Genomic DNA, 17264 nt, shown 5'->3' with positions numbered 1-17264 from the left:
GCCCGTTAAACAGGAAATACAAGAGTTGTGTATCTCTTTACAAAGTTGTCACGGCTGGGTAGGTTCATCTCCACTAGCGGCGGCCACCATCTGAGGCCGCCGCATCACGACTGGTTAGGACAACCATGACGAAATCGAAGACTCTGGCTACCAGCCTCTTGAGCCTCACCGCCGCGGCACTGCTTGCGGTCTGCGCAGCCGGCGGGGCGACTGCCTCACCCGCATTAGCCCGGGACGGCGAGCAGGTCGCCAGCCAGCCGGTGGACAGCGCGAACGTCGCCGGCTACTGGACAGCGGACCGGATGCGCGCGGCGGTTCCCGGCGACGTGTTGGCCAGCAAGGCCCTCCAGCGCGGCAACGCTTCGTCCGCCGCTGCGGTGGAAAAGGGCTCAAGCACCAGGATTGCCGGCAAGGCAGGCAAGGGCAAGACGCCGCTGCACGCCGATGAGAATCCGGTGTCCCACATTGGCAAAGTCTTCTTCACCATGGCCGGTGGGAACTACGTCTGCTCAGGCAACTCCGTGGTTTCCAACAACAAGAACACCGTGTCCACGGCCGGCCACTGCCTCAACGAGGGACCGGGTGCGTTTGCCACCAACTTCATCTTCGTCCCCGCGTACCTGGACGGTGCCGCGCCGTACGGCAAGTGGGCCGCCAAGGGCCTGTACACCCCCACCCAGTGGAGCTCGTCCGGGGATATGCAGTACGACACGGGCTTCGCCGTGGTGTCCCAGCTCAACGGCCAGAACCTGGCCGACGTTGTAGGCGCATCGGGCGTCCAGTTCAACGCTGCCCGCGGCCTGGCCTACAAGTCCTACGGCTACCCCGCCGCCGCCCCGTTCGACGGCGCATCACTGGTGAGCTGCACCGGGCAGGCAAGCAATGATCCGTACAGCCCGCAGTTCCAGACCCAGGGCATCCCGTGCGACATGACCGGCGGTTCCTCGGGCGGTCCGTGGTTCATCGGCACCGGCTCCAGCGGCTACCAGAACTCCATCAACAGCTACGGCTACGGCAGCCGGTCCGACGTTATGTACGGACCGTACTGGGGCTCAGTCATCCAGCAGGCGTACTCGAGTGCATCGTCAGCGAACTGACAACCCGGAGCCTGCTGACCAGGGCGTGAGCCACAGCAGCACCAGCCAGGCCCCGGAGGAGATCCTCGCCTACTGGACGCCGGAACGGATGGCCGGAGCGAAGCCCCGGGAGATCCGGCTCGCAGAGCCGGCCGCCAGCCCGGACGGTGACACGGAAGCCGCTGTGGACTAACTGAATGAACGACGACGGCGACCGTCCCCTTTTCGGGGGCGGTCGCCGTCGTACGTGGTGGTGCGGTGGGCCCACGCCGCCCGGGTTCCCTGACCGAGCGCAACGAGGTTAGGGAGGCGGTGGGGACTAGTGGAAGAAGTGGCGGGCGCCCGTGAAGTACATGGTGATGCCGGCGGCGTTGGCCGCGGCAATGACCTCGTCGTCCCGGACGGAACCGCCGGGCTGGACCACGGCGCGGACACCGGCGTCGATCAGGATCTGCAGTCCGTCGGCGAACGGGAAGAACGCATCGGAGGCTGCCACGGCACCGCGGGCGCGTTGCGGGGCGGTGCTGGCGCCTGTTGCTGTCGTTCCGACGTTAGTGGCACCGCCGGCGCCCTCAACGTCGGACTCCACCGACACCCCCAGCGTGTTGGCGCGTTCCACGGCCAGCTTGCAGGAGTCCAGGCGGTTGACCTGGCCCATGCCGATGCCGACGGCGGCACCGTGATCGGCCAGCAGGATGGCGTTGGACTTGGCCGCGCGGCAGGCAGTCCAGGCGAACGCGAGGTCGGCCAGCGTGGCGGCGTCAGCGGCTTCGCCGGCTGCGAGGGTCCAGTTGGCGGGGTTGTCGCCGTCGGCGTCCACCTTGTCGGAAATCTGGACGAGCACGCCGCCCGAGACCTGGCGGATTTCAGCCGGGTAGCGGCCGTAACCCTCCGGCAGGGACAGGAGGCGGATGTTCTTCTTCTTGGAAAGGATCTCCACGGCTTCCGGTTCGAAGCCGGGCGCGATGACCACTTCGGTGAAGATGCCGGCCACGGTGCTGGCCATGCCGGCGGTGACCGTGCGGTTGGCTGCGATGACGCCGCCGAACGCGGAGACAGGATCGCAGGCGTGCGCCTTGGCGTGGGCGTCGGCGATCGGGTCGGCGGCATCCGCGGCTCCGACGGCCACGCCGCACGGGTTGGCGTGCTTGATGATGGCCACGGCGGGCTCGGCGAAGTCGAACGCGGCGCGGAGGGCGGCGTCGGCGTCAACGAAGTTGTTGTAGCTCATCGCCTTGCCGTGGATCTGGTCGGCCTGGGCGATGCCCGCGGGAGCTGCCTTGTCGACGTACAGTGCGGCCTGCTGGTGCGGGTTTTCGCCATAGCGGAGGACCTCGGAGCGCTCCAGCGCGAGGCCGGCGTAGGCGGGCCAGTCGATCACGCCGTCGCCGTCCTCATCGAGGAACTGGCTGGCGGTCCAGGTGGCCACGGCGTTGTCGTAGGTGGCGGTGTGCGCGAAGGCCTTGGCAGCCAGGCGCTGGCGGGTCTTCAGGTCGAAGCCGCCTTCAGCCGCGGCGCGGACAACGTTGCCGTAGAACGTGGGATCCACCACAATGCTGACGGCAGCGTGGTTCTTCGCTGCGGAGCGCACCATGGCGGGGCCTCCGATGTCGATCTGCTCCACGACGTCGTCCTGCGCGGCACCGGACTTCACGGTCTCGACGAACGGGTACAGGTTCACCACGACGAGGTCGAAGGCCTCGATCTCCATGCCGGCCAGCGTTTCCATGTGGGCCGGGACGCGGCGGTCGGCCAGGATGCCGCCGTGCACGCGCGGGTGCAGGGTCTTGACGCGGCCGTCCAGCATCTCCGGCGAACCGGTGACTTCCTCGACTTCCTGCACCGGGATGCCTGCGGCGGCGATCTTCTTGGCGGTGGAGCCGGTGGAGACGATCTTGACGCCTGCTTCGTGCAGGCCCTTCGCGAGCTCCTCCAGACCGGTCTTGTCGTAGACCGAGATCAGGGCTCGGCGGATGGGAACACGGTCTAGCTGCGTAAAGCTCACAAAGGTCTCCGTCTTTTGACACGGTGGGTGCCGCGGTTGGTGGGGATGTGGTCAGTTTATCGTGTCCGGCGGGCTGCCCTCCCTGCGCGCCCGACTGTGAAGGCTCCGCCCGGACCCCGGAGGCCTGCGCCCGGACCCCGGAGGCCTGCGCAAGGACCCTTCCGTGCAACGTAGAGTTTTCTCAGGAGGCCGAGATGAATACTTACACCACTGTGCCCAGCGGCGAACAGGTGGTCCAGGAACTGCCGTGGCGATGGAAAGTCCAGGGGCGGATCTTCCTGATCGGCGGCCTGGGCTTTATGTTCGACGCGTGGGACGTGACGCTCAACGGGATCCTCATTCCGCTGCTGTCCACCCACTGGGCGCTCGCCCCCGGCGATGCCGCGTGGATCGGCACGGCGAACCTCATCGGCATGGCCCTCGGCGCGTTCGCGTGGGGCACCATCGCGGACACCATCGGGCGCAAGAAGGCCTTCACGGCGACCCTGCTGATCTTTTCCCTGTTCACGGTCCTGGGCGCCTTCTCCCCCGATTTCATCTGGTTCTGTGTGTTCCGCTTCATGGCCGGTTTCGGCCTGGGCGGGTGCATCCCGGTGGACTATGCCCTGGTGGGTGAATTCACACCCCGGAAGCAGCGCGGAAAAGTACTGACGGCGATGGACGGCTGGTGGCCGGTGGGCGCCGCGCTGTGCGGCTTTGTCTCCGCCTGGCTGGTTGCAGCGTTCGCGGACTGGCGGCTGACCATGCTGGTGATGGTGCTGCCGGCGCTGCTGGTGTTCTGGGTGCGGCGCAGCGTGCCGGAGTCGCCGCTGTTCCTCATCCGCAAGGGCCGCCGAGACGAGGCCGCCAAGGTCATTGACGACCTGGTCAAAGCCACGGGCGCTGAGCCCCGTGCCTACAGCCTCCCGGACGCGCAGGATGCGCCGCGGCTTTCCGCCGGCAGCGCCTGGCTCCAACTGGCACGCGTCTGGCGGTTCAACTGGAAGATCACCGCGGCGGCCTGGTCCCTGTTCTTCAGCATCCTGCTGGTCTATTACCTGTCCCTGACGTGGATGCCGCGGATTCTGATCGGCGCCGGATTCGAGGACTACAAGGCGTTCCTCACCACGGCGTCCATGGCCGCCGTCGGGCTCCTGGGCGTGGTGGTGGCAGCGGTGCTTGTGGAGCGGGTGGGCCGCAAGTGGATCCTGGCGATCACTGGGCCGCTGTCCGCGCTGACGCTGGTGATCGTGGCGTTCGTGGTGGACATCCCGTCCGCCGCCGTGTTCTGGCTGCTGGTGTTCGGGTTCATCGTACAGGTGGCGATTCCGGTGCTGTACACCTATGTCTCCGAGCTGTATCCCACGGATCTTCGCGGCACGGGCTTCGGCTGGGCGTCCACGTTCTCCCGGCTCGGCGCAGGATTCGGGCCGCTGATTTTCGCCTCGGTCCTGTGGCCGCAGCTGGGACTGGCGACGTCCTTCGCCATTGCCGGCGGGCTGGTCCTGCTGTCGGTGCTGTGGATGGCGTTCTTCTCCCCCGAGACGAAGCAGCGCACGCTGACGTAAGCGCGGCTCGCCCCGCCCCTCCCCCTTCCCATCCCCCAACTAGGTAGCAGCAGGTGTCGTTTTGAGGGCTCAAAACGACACCTGCTGCTACCTACTTGGGCAACCAGCCGCTGCTGACCAGCGCCGTACGGACCTTCGCCACCGCGGAGCGTGCACCGTTGACCATATGCCGCTTGGAGATCCGGACGAGGGTCCACCCGGCACGGCTGAAGTCCTCTTCACGGGCGATGTCCCGGATGATCTGTGCGGCCTCGGAATGGCCCTCGCCTTCGTACTCCACCGCCACTTTGTGTTCCGGATAGGCAAGGTCCGGTTGACGCACGACGCCGGGACTCAGCTCAGTGGGCGCGTTCAGTTGCGGTTCGGGGAGGCCGTCGTTCTCCAGCGCCAACCGGAGGCGCGTTTCCGGCGCCGAATCGGCTCCTACCCGTGCCTGGTCAAGGGCGAGTCGGGCCTTCCGGATCCCGGGCGTTCCCTTGTGCCGGTCCAGCATGTCCGCGAGTTCCGCCAGCGTGGCGTGCGGCTCCGTCCTACCCTCGAATTCGGGGCGCGGAATCCTCAGCAGGTGGTCTGCCACAACCGTCAGTTCATCGATGCTCATCTTCCGCGAGCAATCCAGCCAGGTCCGCGTCCGAGAGGTAATGAGCAGCCCGTCGAGAGCGACAATTTCGTCCCCAAAGAACTGGCCGCGGTGGCCCCGCACGCCGGTTCGCCTGGGGATGGCCATAGTGTCCGGACGGAAAACGTGAATGATCGGATCGTCAGCGCCCGGCAGGAACCCCGGAAACGACCAAAGTGTGAACGCCGTGGCGTGGGACGCGGCCGAGAATTCCGTGACCAAGGTAACGGGCCGGACCTGCCGCAGCAGTTCGGTGCCGTCGCTTTGCCAGGGTTGCCTGATCCCCCGGCTTGGCATGATCAGCGAGCGGTGCCGCAAGCGGCGGCGGGTCACACCGGCGTCGACCGCTTCTTGATACGTGAACGCTGCGGAACTGAGAGGTTCCGGAAGCGCTTGCGGGGTCTTCATGGCCCCATGGTGGCAAAGATTGCGCGACGGCGCGGAAGTTATCCACAGGCCCAATCCATGCAGCCCAACTAGGTAGCAGCAGGTGTCGTTTTGAGCCGCCAAAACGACACCTGCTGCTACCTAGTTGGGCAGGGCCGGCGGTGCCTACGCGGCGGCGAGCTGCGCCAGGGTCGAGACCAGGAGCCTGCGCTCCACCACCTTGATGCGTTCGTGCAGGGTGTCCTCGGTGTCGTCGTCGCGGATGGCAACGGCTTCCTGGGCGATGATGGGGCCGGTGTCCACGCCGGCGTCGGCCCAGTGCACCGTGCAGCCGGTGACCTTCACGCCGTACGCCATGGCATCGCGGACGCCGTGCGCGCCGGGGAAGGCCGGCAGCAGGGCGGGGTGGGTGTTGAGGTATTTGCCGTCGAACGCGTCGATGAAGTCCGGGCTGACGATCCGCATGAAGCCGGAGGACACCACCACATCCGGCTCATACGCGGCCACGGCCTCCGTCAGCGCCGCGTTCCAGTCCGCGCGGTCGGCGTAGGCCTTGAAATCCACCACGAACGTCGGGATTCCGGCGGCCGCCGAGCGTTCCACACCATAGGTCCCCGGCCGGTCAGCGCCGACGGCGGCGATCTCGACGTCCAGCTCGCCCGCCTTGACGGCGTCAATGACAGCCTGGAGGTTGGAGCCGGTACCGGACACGAGGACTACGATGCGCATGGCTCTAGCTTATGGGGCCGCTCGCGTAGGCTGGAAAACATGAACCCCCCGAAGGACCCCGCAAGTACCCAGCCGGCACGGCAGCCCCTCAGCGATGCTGCGAAGGCGTCACTGCTGAAGACCCACAACCTGTTCCGCACTTTCATTGTTACCGTCCTGGGCTCCTTCTTCGTCTACCAGGTGGACGTCACCTATCTGTGGCTGACGGCCATCCTCACGACGGCAAGCATCGTGCTCGGCATCGTGGTGCTGGTCCGCGCCATCAAGCTCAAGGAATCCAAGCTGGTGCTGTTCGGGACCATCTCGGGGCTGGTGGTCTCTGCAGTGATGGTGCTGCTGATCCTGGCCTCGGCGGTGTTCTTCAACCAGGTCCGGGACTTCCAGCAGTGCTCCCGCAGTGCGCTCACCCAGCAGGCCATGGCCCAGTGCCAGACGCAGCTGGAGAAGTCACTCCCCACCCAGCTTCGCTGAGCCGCCGGCAGGTCAGCCGGCTAATCATCCGAAGGTAGCGCCCGACGGCGGGACCTCCTAGGGCTGTGTCGCTTCCAGGTCCGCTTCGCGCAGCTTCTGCTGGCGTTCCAGCCAGGGTCCCGCGGCGTAACCGATGACGACGCCGATCCCCACCTCCGCGGCCAGCCACAACGAAGTGCCCAGCGGGTCCGGGCCGATGTCCGTGAGGCGGCCCAGCCCGGCCGATCCACGCGCCACCCAGGCCATGCCACCGGCCATCAGTCCCGCCGCAGCGCCGATGATCGCACCGAGCGCCAGGGTTGAGGCCGATGCTGTGAACCAGCGGGCCCGGACCTTGATGGACAGCCATTCGTCGAAGTGGTTTTCGCCTTCGCGCAGGAACCACCAGCCGGCCAGTGCACCGGCGAGGACCGGCACCACCAGCGCCACGAAGCCGTAGTCCAGCGGTCCGGCGGGCAGCGCCGCGAACACCGGGATGGAGGGCAGCGGGCCAACCGCTGTTCCGAGCGGGCCCGCCTGCGAGCCGACGCCCAGGGCGAAGCCGGAGCCGGAGGTCCACGCGAGCGCGAAGACGGCCAGGTTGGGGAGGAAGCCGAGCTGCGCAATGGTGAGCACGGCACCGCCCATGGCACCGGCGTCGAGCCCTTCGTAGACCGCAATCACAAGGTCCCAGTGGATGAACAGGTCCACGGCGAGCAGCGCCGCGGACATGGTGAACGCGGCCATCAGCGCCACGAATCCGGCTTTGATCGAGGACCCAAGGTAGGACCCGGCCCAGCGGGAATGCTGGCTGGTCCGGGCGATCCAGTTCGCGGCGTCGACACCGATGAGCCGGCTCCAGGACCCTGCTTCGCGCCGGGCACCCACCACCATGCCCAGCCCGAACGGAATCAGCGGCACGAGGCCGGCGAACCACAGGAAGATGGCGACGTCGTCCGTGCGGCACACGAAACCCGTGGCCATGCCGAACCCGCCATAGACCAGCCACGAACCCAGCAGCGCCTGCCACAGCTGGTCCGTATAGGAAGCCCGGGCCAGGCGCCGGCCGGCTCGCCACGCGAGCAGGAACGGGATGAGGGTGAGGCCCAGCGGGATCAGCGATAGCGTGCCCGACTCGGTCTGTGCCGCAGCATCCCCCGCCACCATCGTCAGGTGCAGCGGCACGCCGTGGATCAGGAGCCAGGCCTGCCCGCCAAGCCGTGCCAGTGAATCGAAATTATTGTTCTGGAATCCGGCCGTGGCCCACACTGCCACGATGGGTGCCAGCACCACCAGCGCGGAGATGACCGCCGCCTGCGCCGATTCAAGCGCTCCCTGCAGCCACAAGGGCATGGGAATGCCACGGTCTCCGGTCTGATCAGCGCGCAGTTTCATCGTGTTCCATGGTGTCACGGGAGGCGCCCGGGGCCCGGCCACGACAGGCTCAAACGACGGAGTTACCAGAGCTGTTACCAGAGCTCGTAGTTGTCCTTGCTGATCATGAAGCCGTGCCCGGTCCGAAGATGCGCGCAGGTCATGGCGCCCGGCGCCCGTTCGCACACCATATTGCCCAGCCGCACGGTCTGGCCGTCCTGGATCCACGGCCCCGGGAATGCCGGCCCGGCCACGGCCTCCGCCTCCATGGGGGACGTTCCGTTGCCGCACAGCCCGTACTGGGCGCCGCCGTCGAGCGTTACCACCGCATAACCGCCGTAGTACTCGCTGAGTCCGGTGCACTGGCCCCTGATATCACCGGGCCGGGGTGCGACGTCAGTGAGCAGGTGGCACGCCGCGCCGTCCGCGTCGATGGAGCACTGCATGTCCTTGCTCGCCGACTGGACCACAACGGGCAGCGGCGCCGCCCACGGTTGCGCGTTAACCTTGGGCAGGAGCTGCTCGGCCCTGTTCAGCGGACGGGCGTTGGCCTTGGGGGCAGCCGGCGGAACCGCTTGGGAAGCAGCCCCGTCCGACGGCGGCTCCCCCGCCCCTGCCCCGTCCTCCAACGTCTCGCTCATTCTCAACGCACCGACAGCGGGGGCGTTGCCGGCAGGGACGGCCACGCTGCAGCCGGCGGCAGCCAGCAGCACAACGGCGGCCACAAGGGTTCGGAGAATCACGGTTACAGGGCGCATGGTCCTGCCAGTTCAGCAGAACGGGGCGGTTCTGTCGCTGGGCAGAAGTCCCCATGCCCCAAGCGCTTTTTTCATTACTCAGCCGTAAGATTGGTATGTCCGCAAACAGTGGTTGGAGGCAGAAAAATGACTACCGCATCCCCACATGCACACGGCGTTCACTTTGGTCGTACGGATGTCCAGAACGTTGGCATGGGTGTAGGTATTGTCCTGATGTTGGTGGGTGTTCTGGGGTTCATCCCGGGCATTACCCAGCAGTACAGCGAACTGAGGTTCCTTGGACCTGATTCGCACGCCATGTTCCTTAGCCTGTTCCAGGTATCCATGCTGCTGAACATTGTGCAGCTGGTCATCGGTGCAACGGGCTGGGCGATGTCCCGCAGTGGAATGGGCGCCCGGAACTTCCTCATGGGCTTTGGTGCGCTGTACATCGTCCTCAGCATCTTCGGGCTCAGTGTCGGAGTGGGATCGGCAGCCAATTTCCTGTCGCTGAACACTATGGATAACTGGACCCACATGGTGCTGGGCGTGCTCATGATTGGCGCCGGCTGGATCCTCTCGAGGCATCTGGCCGAGGACCGCAGGTAGCCCGGATCGCGTAACCCGGGACATAAGGAGCCGCTAATGAGGAACGATTCATAGCAATCTGAAATGTTTTAACCACCGGTTGGTGCAGTTGCCCTGCGTAGACGCAGGCGGCTGCACCAGCTTTTTGCGTTTAAGGGCCTTGCTGCGGGGGGATCAGCCGACGGCGGGTCGTCGGGGTGGGCCTGGAGCTCGCGGGCGGGCCCAGAATCTTCATTCCTGTAAAGATTTTCACTTTAATCAAGGAAAAAACATTGACTCGCTAAAAATCTTCACTATAGTTATGTGAGTCAGGTCACCCAATGAAGGAATCCCAATGACCACCGAGACTACGAACGGTGCACCGGCCGCCACAAGCGCGCTGCTTGCCACTGTCGGCAACAAGGTCCGCACCATGCGCAAGGAAAAAGGCATGACGCTGGCCAAGCTCTCGGAGATCACCGGACTCAGCCAGGCGATCGTCAGCCAGATCGAACGCGGCATGGCCAATCCTTCCTTCACCACCCTGGCGCAACTGGCCCACGGCCTGGACATTCCGGTGGGGAAATTCTTTATCGGGCAGGAAGCTTCCAAGTCCCCCGTGGTCCGTAAATCCGAACGGCGCAACCTCAAGGGCGTCACCCGCGAATCCGTCGGCGAAGCAGTGCACGAACTGCTCACCCCCGGCCTCAACGGCGGCATTGAAGCCCAGTGGATCATGACGCCGCCCGGACACGACACCAGCTCGAACCCCTTCAGCCACAGCGGCGAGGAGTTCTGCTACATCGTCTCAGGCCGGAAGGACGTCTACCTTGACGGCGTCTGCCACAGCCTGAGCGAGGGCGATTCGATCACCTATTCCTCGGAGATCCCTCACTGGTACAAAAACAGCTACGAAGAGGTATGCGTAGCGATCTGGGTTAACGCACCGCACGCGTGGTAGATCCGCCGACCCCAACCGGCCGTTACCGTCTTACACCCACTGTCCGGGCCTGAACCGTGCCCGCCGACAGTCCTTGCATCCTTCGCATCTTCCGTCCTGCCCCCAAGACATCGATGCGTCATACCCTCCCACGCCCTTTGTGGCGTAAGCGTAAGGACACTTCCATGCTCGACACACAAACGACAGACCCCCGAGGGACCGACAAAGCAGTCGCGTCCCCCTCCCGCACCCGCTCCTCCGAAAAGTTCTCCCCCGAGGTCCGCAAAGGCCTGCTGGGACTGGGCCTGGGCAACGCCCTCGAGTGGTACGACTGGATGGTCTTCGGCCTCCTCTCGGCCTTCATCGGCCCCAATTTCTTCCCCAACACCGATCCGCTCTCCGCCACCCTGAACGCCCTGGCCGTGTTCGCCGTCGGCTTCGCTTTCCGTCCGCTGGGCGGCATCCTGCTGGGCACCCTGGCGGACCGCGTCGGCCGCCGCCGCGTGATGCTGCTGTCCATCATGCTGATGGCCGGCACCACGCTGATCATCGCCGTCACGCCGAGCTACCAGCAGATCGGCGCCTGGGCCGGCATCATCCTCCTGGTCTGCCGCGTCCTGCAGGGCATCTCCACGGGCATCGAAGCCCCGCTCTCCACCTCCCACGCCGTTGAGCTGGTGCCGGAAGGCCGCGAAGGCTACGTGGCCGGCATCATGTCCTTCTACGTCAACATCGGCATCCTGCTGGCCTCGCTGGTCAGCTTCCTCTGCAGCCTCACCCTCGGCGGGGCCGTGATGGCCGACTGGGGCTGGCGCGTGCCGTTCATCATCGGCGCCCTCTTCGGCTTCGTGGTGCTCTACCTCCGCCGGTCCCTGCCGGAAACCCTCAGGCCCGAGGAAATGGCCACCAACACCCCCGGCGCCGTCTGGACCGGAGTCCGCAAGCACTGGCTCTCCGTCCTGGCCATCATCTTCGTGGTGGGCGCCGCCCAGGCCTACAACTACGCCTGGAACGTCGGCCTTCCCAGCGCAGCACGCAGCGGGTTCAAGGAAGATCCCACCGCGGTGTTCGCCCTGACCACCATCCTGGGCCTCATCCTGGTGGTGGGCAGCTGGATCATCGGCAAGCTGGCCGACGGCCGGTCCATGTCCCGCTGGTTCCTGATCACCCGCATCCTGGCCATCCCCTCCGTGTTCCTCATGCTCATGTACGTCCAGCCCGGCATCGGCGGCTTCGCTGCAGTCCTCCTCGGCGGCTCCCTGGTCCTGGTCCTGAACATGACCCTCTACAACGTGGTCAGCTCGTCCCTGATGCCCAAGAACTGCCGCGGCGCCGGAGTGGCCCTCGGCTACGGCATCGGCGTCGCCCTCTTCGGCGGCACTGCTTCCTACCTGCTGGTGTGGCTCCAGTCCATGAACCTGAGCTGGGTCTTCCCGGTTTACGTGGCCGTCCTGTCCATCCTCAGCATCATCTTCTACCTCGCCGCCCGCCGCACCAACGGCCTCTTCGTCGGAAACTAAGGATCCCTCCCATGACCTCCCCCGCAACATTCAGCTCACTGGACCTCGCCACCACGACGGCGGACCTCACCGCCCCCGTCATCTCCCGCTCCAACGTCCTCGTGGTGGGTGGTGGTCCCGCAGGTGTGGCCGCTGCCGTCACCGCGGCCCGGTCGGGCGCCAAGGTCACCCTGCTGGAACGCTACTCAGCACTCGGCGGCCTGGCCTCCGGCGGCATGGTCCTGGTGCTGGACGACATGATCAACGGCCAGGAAATCACGGTCGCCGGCATTGTGTCCGAATACGTCGAGCGCCTGCAGAAACTGGGCCTCGCCATCGTCCCGCCGGCTGATGACCGCAAGACCTCCGAGGAACTCTGGAACAAGTGGGGCCGCTACGGCACCTTCGACTTCCACTCCCACACCAACCCCAAGCCCATCTGCTACGCCGCGGCGTTTGACCCGGACGGCTGGAAGCGCGTCTCCAACGACCTGGTCCGCGAGGCCGGCGTGGACCTGCGCCTGCACTCCTGGTTCTCCCGCCCCATCGTGGACAACGGCGTGATCAAGGGTGTCATCTGCGAGACCAAGCTGGGCCCGCAGGCCTTCATATCAGACGTCGTCATCGACACCACCGGCGACATCGACGTCGCCTCCCGGGCCGGCGCCAGCTACGCCAAGGACAACTACCTCACCACGCTCGTCTTCCGCCTGGGCAACGTCAACACGGATGCCGCCGAGGCGTTCGAACAGGCCAACCCGAAGGAAGCCCGCGCCATCAACCGCAAGATCAAGCGCCTCCTCGGCGGCGCCTGGGAACTGTGGTGGCTCAAGACTCCCATCGACGGTGTGGTCTGGTGCAACGCCCCGCACATGACCGGCTTCGACGGCACGGACCCGGCGGACATGACGGCCGCCGAATTCGCCGCCCGCGACCGGATCTCCGAGGCCGTGGACTACGTCCGCGCCAACCTGCCCGGCTTCGAGAACTGCTACATGCTGGACGTCGCCTCCCAGATGGGCGTCCGGCAGACCCGGCTCCTGCAGGGCGAGTACGTCATGACCAAGGACGACGTCACCCAGCGCCGGCACTTCGCCGACACCGTGGCCCGCGGCCGCGACTACTACTACCCGTACCGCTCGCTGCTGCCCAAGGAAGTGGACCAGCTCCTGGTGGCCGGCCGCCACTATTCCGCCACCCCCGAGGCGCAGAAGATGTCCCGCGAGATCCCGCCCTGCATGGCCATGGGCCAGGCCGTCGGCGTTGCCGCAGCCCTCGCCGTCGAGAACGGCGTCCTCGTCCGCGACGTGTCCGCGCTGGACATCCAGCAGGGCATGCGCCGGCACGGCGCCGACCCGGGCGACGTCCCGTCGTCGAACGCCACCGTGGACACCGACGCGGCGGTGGCAGTATGAGCACCTTGACTTTGGAAACGACAGAGCCGGAACGCACGACGGCGGCACCCGCCGCCGCTGCTCCGGCACCGACGCCGCTCCCGCTCGACGGCATCAAGATCGTGGACTTCACCCAGGTGTTCATGGGCCCGTCCTGCACCCAGCTCCTGGGCGACTACGGCGCGGACATCATCAAGGTGGAGCGCCCCGGCGCCGGCGACATCTCGCGCAACTCGTTCCCGGACAAGGACGGCCAGGACAACCCGATCTTCCTGTCGATCAACCGCAACAAGCGCAGCGTCTCCATCGACACCCGCACCGAGGAAGGCCGGAACGTCCTGCACGCCATCATGGCGGACGCGGACGTGGTGGTCAGCAACTTCCGCTCCGGCGTGATGGAGCGGATGGGCTTCGGCTACGAGGACCTCAAGGCGGAAAACCCCGGCATCATCTGGGCCTCCGGCACGGGCTTCGGCCCCGTAGGCCCGTACTCGCACAAGGGCGGCCAGGACGCGATCGCGCAGGCCTACTCGGGTGTGATGTGGCGGCGGGAATCGGACGACCAGAAGCCCTCCATCTACCCCACCACCCTGTGCGACTACATCACCGGCATGCACCTGATGCAGGGCATCCTGCTGGCGCTTCGGACCCGCGAGACGTCCGGTGTCGGGCAGAAGGTAGAGGTGACCATGTACGACTCCATGCTGCACCTGCAGATGCAGGAGGCGTGCATGCAGCTCAACCGCGGCTACGAGGTCAACTGGGGCGCCATGCCGCTGAGCGGCGTCTTCGAAACCACCGACGGCGCCGTGTGCATGGTGGGCGGTTTCACCCCGGACCCGCTGGCCCGCATCTCCGAGGCTCTCGGCCTGGAGGAGGACCTCACGCTCCGGCCCGAGTTCGCCAACCTGGAGCAGCAGTTCGCGCACAAGCCGGCGCTGCAGGCGATCTTCCGCGAGCGCATCGCCACCAACACCACCGAGCACTGGACCGGCAAGCTCGAGGACCAGGGGCTGCTCAACGCCCCGGTCCACACCCTGGAACAGGCCCTGGCCGACGCCCAGACCGAAGCCAACGGCATGATCGTCGAGGCCGAACACCCCGGCGTCGGAACGGTGCGCATGCTCAACGCGCCCATCCGGCTCTCCGCCACGCCGCCCACCGTCCGGCGCGTGGCGCCGCGGCTGGGCGAGCACAACGTGGAGGTCCTGCTGGAGAACGGCTTCGATGAAGAGACCATCGATCGCCTGCAGCAGCTGGGGGTCCTGCGGTGACGGCAGTTGTGGAACAGGCAGTCGTGGAACAGACGCCGGTGGACCAGGTCACCCTGACCATCGACAACCACGTGGCCACGGTGGTGATCGACCGGCAGCACGTGCTCAACGCCGTCGACGGCACCGCCCAAGCCCGGCTCAACGAAATCTGGGAACAGCTGGAACAGGACGCCGACGTCCGCGCCGTCGTCATCACCGGTGCCGGCACCCGGGCGTTCTGCGTCGGGGCGGACATGTCCGCTTCCGCCGTGGACAAGACCGGCCTGGAGTACTGGGCAGGCCTGGACCCGAACGGGTTCGGCGGGCTGAGCCTGCGCACGTCGTTGGATGTACCGGTGATCGCCCGGGTCAACGGCTACGCGCTGGGCGGCGGCATGGAGATCGTGCTCGGCGCGGACATCGTGGTGGCGTCGGAAAACGCGAAGTTCGGGCTGACGGAACCGCGGGTGGGCCGTTTGGCGCTCGACGGCGGCATCCACCAGCTGGTGCGGCGCATCCCCCACACGCAGGCGATGGGAATGCTGCTTACCGGACGGAAGGCGGACGCCGCGGAACTGCAGTCCATGGGACTGGTCAACGAGGTGGTCCCGGCAGACGAGCTCGACGCCGCGGTCCAGCGCTGGGTGGACCAGATCCTGGCGTGCGCCCCCACCTCCGTCCGGGCGGTGAAGCAGATGGTCACACAAACGGGCCATCTGACCGCCAAGGAGGCCCGCGGTCTCCGCCTGCCGGCGCTCATGGCGGCACTGGACAGCGAGGACTCCGCAGAGGGCGTGCGCGCCTTCCAGGAAAAGCGGCTGCCGGTCTGGCCGGGCCGCTGATGCCCAACAACTTCGAGGAGGATTCAATGACTGGATCACTGAACGACGGCACAGCGAAGGATACCCGCGAGTCCCTGGCCCGCGAACCACAGGCCCGCGAGGCCTCCGCCCGCGAGTCACTGGCGCCCGGTGTCTGGGGCGTCGTGGCCACACCGTTCCAGGGCAGCACGCTCGACGTGGACCTGGACAGCCTGTCCGGGCTGGTGGAGCACTACGAAGCCATCGGTGTCACGGGACTGACCGTCCTGGGCGTGTTCGGCGAGGCTGCAGCACTGACCGTGGAGGAACGCCGCCAGGTGCTGGAAATTACGGTCGAATGCACGGACCTCCCGCTGGTCGTGGGCATCACCGCGATGGCCACCCGGCCGGCCATCGACGAAATCAAGGCGGCGCAGGCGGCTGCCGGCGAGCGCCTGGCTGCCGTGATGGTGCAGGCCAACTCCGCCCGGCCCGAGGTGGTAATCGCACACCTGGATGCCATCCACCGGGCCACCGGCGCGAAGGTGGTGCTGCAGGATTACCCGCTGGCCAGCGGCGTCAGCATCAGCACCCCGGCACTCATTTCCGTGGTGAAGTGGTGCAGCTTCGTGGTCGCGGTGAAGGCGGAAGCGCCGCCCACCAGCGTGGCCATCGCGGAGCTGACGGCCGCCGTCGGGGTTTCCGTCTTCGGAGGGCTCGGCGGGCAGGGGCTGCTGGACGAGCTCATGGCCGGAGCGGCCGGCGCCATGACCGGTTTCTCCTACCCGGAGGCGCTGATCGCCTGTGTCCGGGCCTGGCAGCGCGACGGCTATGAGGCCGCCCGCGACCAGCTGCTGCCATACCTGCCGCTGATCAACTTCGAGCAGCAGGCAAAGATCGCCCTCGCCGTCCGCAAGGAATGCCTGCGGAAGCGCGGCCTCATCAAGGACTCGGGCGTCCGGGCGCCGGCCGCGGTGTTCCCGGAGAAGCTGCGGTACAGCATGCTCACGCACCTGCGGGAAGCTGCGGCCGCGCTGGAAGCACGCACAGACTCACCCGCCGCCACCAACCACACATCTGTAGGGAGTTTCTGATGGACCTGGGAATCGCAGGCAAGACCGCCCTGGTGGCAGCCTCCACCGGAGGCCTGGGCCTGGCCGTGGCCCGCGCGCTGTCCGCCGAGGGCGTCCGCGTGGCCGTCACCGGCCGCCGCCGCGACCGCGCCAAGGAGATCGCCGCGGACCTGCACACCGCGTACGGCACCGGTGCCATCGCCATCGAGGCGGACCTGACCACCCCCGAAGGAATCGGGTCCGCCGTCGAACAGACCGTGGCGGACCTCGGTCCCATCGACATCCTGGTGCTCAACGGCCCCGGCCCCAAGCCCGGCGCCGCCGCGACGCTCAGCTCCGAGGACATCGCCGCCGCCTTCGAGCTGCTGGTCAAGCCGCACCACGCGCTGGTCTCCCAGGTCCTTCCGGGCATGCGGGAACGGCGCTGGGGCCGCATCCTCGCCATCGGCTCCAGCGGAGTGGTGGCACCGCTGCCCAACCTGGCCGTGTCCAACACCGGCCGTGCCGCACTGGCCGGCTACCTCAAGACCCTCGCGGCCGAAGTGGCCCTGGATGCGGTGACCGTCAACATGCTCCTCCCCGGCCGGATCGCCACGGACCGGGTGGCCGAACTCGACCATGCCGCCGCCAAGCGCCGCGGCACCACGCTGGAGGAGATCCAGCTGGAATCCCGCAAGACCATCCCCGCCCGCCGCTACGGCGAACCCGAGGAATTCGGCGCCGCCGCCGCCTTCCTGTGCAGCACCCCGGCGTCGTACATCACCGGCGTTGCGCTGCGGTGCGACGGCGGCCTGATCCGCAGCCTGTAGCTCCC

17 protein-coding genes are annotated in these 17264 nt (G+C 66.9%); 12 read left to right on the top strand and 5 right to left on the bottom strand.

Going from position 1 to position 17264, the window contains the following annotated elements; all coding sequences use genetic code 11:
• The first annotated feature begins 125 nt into the window (after positions 1-125).
• Together AC1DRE_RS22605 and AC1DRE_RS22600 are read left to right on the top strand one after the other, a co-directional pair.
• On the top strand, positions 126-1097 hold the full coding sequence (locus tag AC1DRE_RS22605) for a trypsin-like serine peptidase (RefSeq protein WP_476986730.1): 972 nt from the start codon (positions 126-128) through the stop codon (positions 1095-1097).
• Positions 1098-1122: 25 nt separating this feature from the next.
• Positions 1123-1269 (top strand): hypothetical protein, encoded by a 147-nt coding sequence (locus tag AC1DRE_RS22600; RefSeq protein ID WP_476986729.1) that lies wholly within the window; start codon positions 1123-1125, stop codon positions 1267-1269.
• 126 nt (positions 1270-1395) lie between these two features.
• Here the strand turns inward: AC1DRE_RS22600 and purH are convergent, their stop codons facing one another.
• Positions 1396-3081, bottom strand: coding sequence for a bifunctional phosphoribosylaminoimidazolecarboxamide formyltransferase/IMP cyclohydrolase (purH, locus tag AC1DRE_RS22595; RefSeq protein WP_476986728.1), 1686 nt, complete (start codon positions 3079-3081; stop codon positions 1396-1398).
• A 194-nt stretch (positions 3082-3275) separates the two neighbouring features.
• Between purH and AC1DRE_RS22590 the strand changes: the two genes are divergently transcribed.
• Positions 3276-4628 carry an MFS transporter gene (locus tag AC1DRE_RS22590; RefSeq protein WP_476986727.1) on the top strand — a complete coding sequence of 451 codons (1353 nt, stop codon included), beginning with the start codon at positions 3276-3278 and terminating at the stop codon, positions 4626-4628.
• 91 nt (positions 4629-4719) lie between these two features.
• Here the strand turns inward: AC1DRE_RS22590 and AC1DRE_RS22585 are convergent, their stop codons facing one another.
• On the bottom strand, positions 4720-5655 hold the full coding sequence (locus AC1DRE_RS22585) for a hypothetical protein (protein ID WP_476986726.1): 936 nt from the start codon (positions 5653-5655) through the stop codon (positions 4720-4722).
• A gap of 144 nt (positions 5656-5799) precedes the next feature.
• Positions 5800-6363, bottom strand: coding sequence for a phosphoribosylglycinamide formyltransferase (gene purN, locus AC1DRE_RS22580; protein ID WP_104172803.1), 564 nt, complete (start codon positions 6361-6363; stop codon positions 5800-5802).
• Between the two features lie 39 nt (positions 6364-6402).
• On the opposite strand from purN, the gene AC1DRE_RS22575 reads away from it, so the two are divergent.
• Positions 6403-6834, top strand: coding sequence for a hypothetical protein (locus tag AC1DRE_RS22575; RefSeq protein ID WP_476986725.1), 432 nt, complete (start codon positions 6403-6405; stop codon positions 6832-6834).
• 57 nt (positions 6835-6891) lie between these two features.
• On the opposite strand, the gene AC1DRE_RS22570 is transcribed toward AC1DRE_RS22575, so the two are convergent.
• Both AC1DRE_RS22570 and AC1DRE_RS22565 read right to left on the bottom strand, forming a co-directional pair.
• Positions 6892-8208, bottom strand: coding sequence for a cell division protein PerM (locus AC1DRE_RS22570; RefSeq protein WP_476986724.1), 1317 nt, complete (start codon positions 8206-8208; stop codon positions 6892-6894).
• Between the two features lie 74 nt (positions 8209-8282).
• On the bottom strand, positions 8283-8930 hold the full coding sequence (locus AC1DRE_RS22565; RefSeq protein ID WP_476986723.1) for a hypothetical protein: 648 nt from the start codon (positions 8928-8930) through the stop codon (positions 8283-8285).
• A gap of 141 nt (positions 8931-9071) precedes the next feature.
• Between AC1DRE_RS22565 and AC1DRE_RS22560 the strand changes: the two genes are divergently transcribed.
• The 8 genes from AC1DRE_RS22560 (at position 9072) to AC1DRE_RS22525 (ending at position 17259) form a co-directional block, all read left to right on the top strand.
• A complete protein-coding gene (locus AC1DRE_RS22560; protein ID WP_364119798.1) occupies positions 9072-9533 on the top strand; it encodes a DUF4383 domain-containing protein in 462 nt (153 codons plus the stop codon).
• 313 nt (positions 9534-9846) lie between these two features.
• Entirely contained in the window at positions 9847-10452 is a 606-nt protein-coding gene (locus AC1DRE_RS22555; RefSeq protein WP_476986722.1) for a helix-turn-helix domain-containing protein, read from the top strand.
• A gap of 164 nt (positions 10453-10616) precedes the next feature.
• A complete protein-coding gene (locus tag AC1DRE_RS22550; protein WP_476986721.1) occupies positions 10617-11951 on the top strand; it encodes an MFS transporter in 1335 nt (444 codons plus the stop codon).
• Between the two features lie 11 nt (positions 11952-11962).
• On the top strand, positions 11963-13345 hold the full coding sequence (locus AC1DRE_RS22545; RefSeq protein WP_476986720.1) for an FAD-dependent oxidoreductase: 1383 nt from the start codon (positions 11963-11965) through the stop codon (positions 13343-13345).
• Entirely contained in the window at positions 13342-14598 is a 1257-nt protein-coding gene (locus tag AC1DRE_RS22540; RefSeq protein WP_476986719.1) for a CaiB/BaiF CoA transferase family protein, read from the top strand. The genes AC1DRE_RS22545 and AC1DRE_RS22540 overlap by 4 nt, the downstream gene beginning before the upstream one ends.
• On the top strand, positions 14595-15419 hold the full coding sequence (locus AC1DRE_RS22535; protein ID WP_476986718.1) for an enoyl-CoA hydratase-related protein: 825 nt from the start codon (positions 14595-14597) through the stop codon (positions 15417-15419). Before AC1DRE_RS22540 ends, AC1DRE_RS22535 begins: the two co-directional genes overlap by 4 nt.
• Positions 15420-15445: 26 nt before the next feature.
• Positions 15446-16471 (top strand): dihydrodipicolinate synthase family protein, encoded by a 1026-nt coding sequence (locus AC1DRE_RS22530; protein ID WP_476986717.1) that lies wholly within the window; start codon positions 15446-15448, stop codon positions 16469-16471.
• Positions 16471-17259, top strand: a complete 789-nt coding sequence (locus tag AC1DRE_RS22525; protein ID WP_476986716.1) for an SDR family oxidoreductase — start codon at positions 16471-16473, stop codon at positions 17257-17259. The genes AC1DRE_RS22530 and AC1DRE_RS22525 overlap by 1 nt, the downstream gene beginning before the upstream one ends.
• Positions 17260-17264: the final 5 nt, after the last annotated feature.

Source organism: Arthrobacter sp. P4_H3 (assembly GCF_056400885.1).
This window is presented reverse-complemented; position numbering and strand designations above follow the sequence as displayed.